Genomic DNA, 595 nt, shown 5'->3' with positions numbered 1-595 from the left:
TTGGTATTGGTTACACCGAAATGAGCATTCGACCAATAAATTTCTTTTGGATCACTCGTAGAACCTGTGTAATATTCAGCAACCAGTACTGCGTAATAGGCACCTCGAGGTACCATTCCTTTCGCATAGTACCTGTCATAAGTCGCTTCCGAATTGTCAGGATTCTCACAAACTGCATCCGTCTTCCCTATAAGGGTGCTCATGCTGTAGTCACTGTCTGAGTGCCAGTCAATTCTTGCAGATAGCCCCCGTTTTAGGTTTGCTTGTTTCAACCAAACAATAAACTCATATTCCTTTCCGGGTGTAACTGAAATCGCAGTTGTCCGTAACGTAATATGAAAGTTTGTTATTTGATTTACAAATCTCTTCACATAAAGACAAGGACCACCGTTGATGCCGCCATTCTCGATCCTTTGTAAGGATGCATAATCGTCACCTCTGATCATTCCAGTTGTTCCGGTTGCTCCCGTAGACTGATCTGGTGTTAATAAGTTAATTCCCACAAGCCCACCTCCTACACCTGCGTAATGGTGATTGTATGTGTACCCCACCCACCAATCCGCATTTTTTGTGCCGCTACATCACGATAGATGGT

At 43.7% G+C, this 595-nt stretch carries 1 pseudogene; it reads right to left on the bottom strand.

The annotated features are described in order from the left end of the window. Window positions 1–503: pseudogene (locus tag ACQ5DJ_RS29955) on the bottom strand (hypothetical protein); the annotation flags it as partial. Between the last annotated feature and the right edge of the window lie 92 nt (window positions 504–595).

This window comes from Brevibacillus sp. FIR094 (assembly GCF_050477165.1).
Classification (GTDB): Bacteria; Bacillota; Bacilli; order Brevibacillales; family Brevibacillaceae; genus Brevibacillus.
This window is presented reverse-complemented; position numbering and strand designations above follow the sequence as displayed.